Source organism: Micromonospora sp. B11E3, assembly GCF_039871625.1.
GTDB lineage: Bacteria > Actinomycetota > Actinomycetes > Mycobacteriales > Micromonosporaceae > Micromonospora.
Map to the genome: position 1 here is coordinate 1 of NZ_JBDPMC010000184.1, position 2,248 is coordinate 2,248.

Here is a 2,248-nt window from a genome sequence, read left to right on the forward strand (position 1 = left end):
GCCATCGCATCGGTGGCCGGCCCGGATCCGATGTTGCCGGTGCCGGGTGACGGGTACTGCATGCTGTACGCCTTCATCGCCACCGATCCGATCGGGGTCCGTGACGTGCTGCGCCCGCACCTGCCCGAGGAGTTGGACCAGTTCCTGTCCGATCCCGGCCGGGTGCGTACCAGCGTGGTGGGGCTGGTCGGCCCGGAGGAGGTACCCCCCGGATCCCCGCTCGGACAGGTGAGCAAGCTGTTGCAGACCCACGTCCGGCGGTACCTGGACAGCAACGCCGGACAGTTGCCCCCCGAGGTGACCAGGCAGCGGATCAACTTCCGCGAACAGCGTGAGCAGCAGGTGGCGGACCTGAGCCACCAGGAGGTGCTGGACTGGCTGACTTACCTTGGCAGCCCTCACGTCACCGACGGCAGCCCTCACGTCACCGACCGCGGCACGTACGTCACCGACGCCAGCATGCTGCCTCCGGACGTGATCGCGCACCGGTACCACGCGGTACGCGCCATGGCGATGCTGCCCGGCGGGCCGCCGGATCTCGGCGCGCCGACGGACGCACCGCAGCGGCAACTGGACTTCCTCACGCAACACGGCCAGGGCTTCCCGGTGGGGAACCTGCACCCCGACACGGCCCGGAACTATCTGGTCAGCGTGCTGACCGAGTCCGACCGCCAACTCGAACCCGACGAACTCGCCGTGGTCCGATCAACGGTGGACAACTGGCAACAGCAGTGGAGCGCCCCGGCCGCGGAGTTCCTCGGCCCCCTGCTGGCCCACGCCACCGGCCGCCGGGTCACCATCTGGCGGGTACCCCGGCAGGGAGCGCAACCGACAACAAGCGCCGAGTACGGCCCGGACACCGGCCGCCGGCCGGTCGACCTGTACCACGTCGCGGCCGACCCGAACAACCCGACCATCCTCAACCACTACAACGCCGCCGCCGTCAACGACGACCAGCAGGGCACCGGAGCTTCCCATGCGACATCCGCACCGGTCCCCACCCAGCCCCGGCAGGCGCAGGCCGGCCAGGAGCAACCGGCAGCGCAGACCTCGTCGCCTCCCCGACTGACGGCCACCGTCAGGTCGCGGCCCCACCCCGACCAACTGAACCCAGAACCAAGCACCACACCACTAAAGCGGCATTACCTCGGTCAGGGACTGACCGAGACCACCTGGGTCAACGACGACGACGACGTATACGACCAAGAACTCGTGCTGATGAAAGAGATCACAGACAAGGTCCCACCAGACCCGGCATTGGACGACGCCTTCCCCTGGCGCGACCGTGACGACCCGCGCGGACGGGTCTATGAACCCTTCGCCGACGACAAAGGCCAGGTACACCCCGACGTCCGTAAAAACGCCCACCTAATCACCGCCAGCATGGACTCGCCCAAACAGATCCTGAAGGACATCGCCAACGACCCGCACGACCCCCGGCTACCCCGCCTATCACACGAGGAGTGGGAGCGCCTGTGGCCCCTGCTCGATCAGATGGTCGCAGCGGAGATCATCCGACTGACCCTCGGCGAATCAGTAGAAGACCCAGAGGTGCTGGAGGACCTGTGGCCCCGGCTCGACCCGAAGGTCGCAAGGTTCCTCCGCCGATATTTGAAAGACCCACGAGTAGCAGTCATCCGCATGACCAAAGAACTCCTGGAGCCTCACGAACGCGGACGCGACCGACTCGAAGGCAAGTTGGGGTTGGCCCTGGCCACCCTCCTGCAGAACTTCCTCATGGAACTGCTCGGCGCGTACCTCGGCGCCGTGCTCGAAAATAACCAACAAATAGCAGTCTGGGAACAAGACCACCCGCAGTACCCATCCTATTCGGCGGACCTCGAAACCCACCGCACTTCCAACGAACACCCTGGTCGTCGGCCTCGCCGTCCGCGACTTGAGCCTCAACGACGAGTCAAGCGCACCATCGCCATGAGCGCCGAAGGCGCCGCAAACTCCATTGCTTTCGCCAACACCGCACTCAAACCCGGCACCAGGGAACCCGACATCCACCGCACCAACTCGGTGTTCCTGCAATTCACCGTCAGGATCCCCGACAAAAACATCAAAATACGCAGACAGGAGATCCTGATGCTCTTCGGTCTGAACAACCTATTCGACCCTATTATCAACCCCAATCGCATCGTCATCGTCGACTACGGCCCTTCCTACTTCGCCGGGGAAAACGCGGAGAAGAATTTCCCACCCATCAAACAAGAAACCGACACCACGCCCCCACCGACCTGAC

1 protein-coding gene is annotated in these 2,248 nt (G+C 64.9%); it reads left to right on the forward strand.

Translation table 11 applies throughout. The features are described from left to right. On the forward strand, positions 1-2,247 hold a 2,247-nt coding region (locus ABGB16_RS33525; RefSeq protein WP_347672065.1), incomplete at its 5' end, for a hypothetical protein. Position 2,248 lies beyond the last annotated feature (1 nt).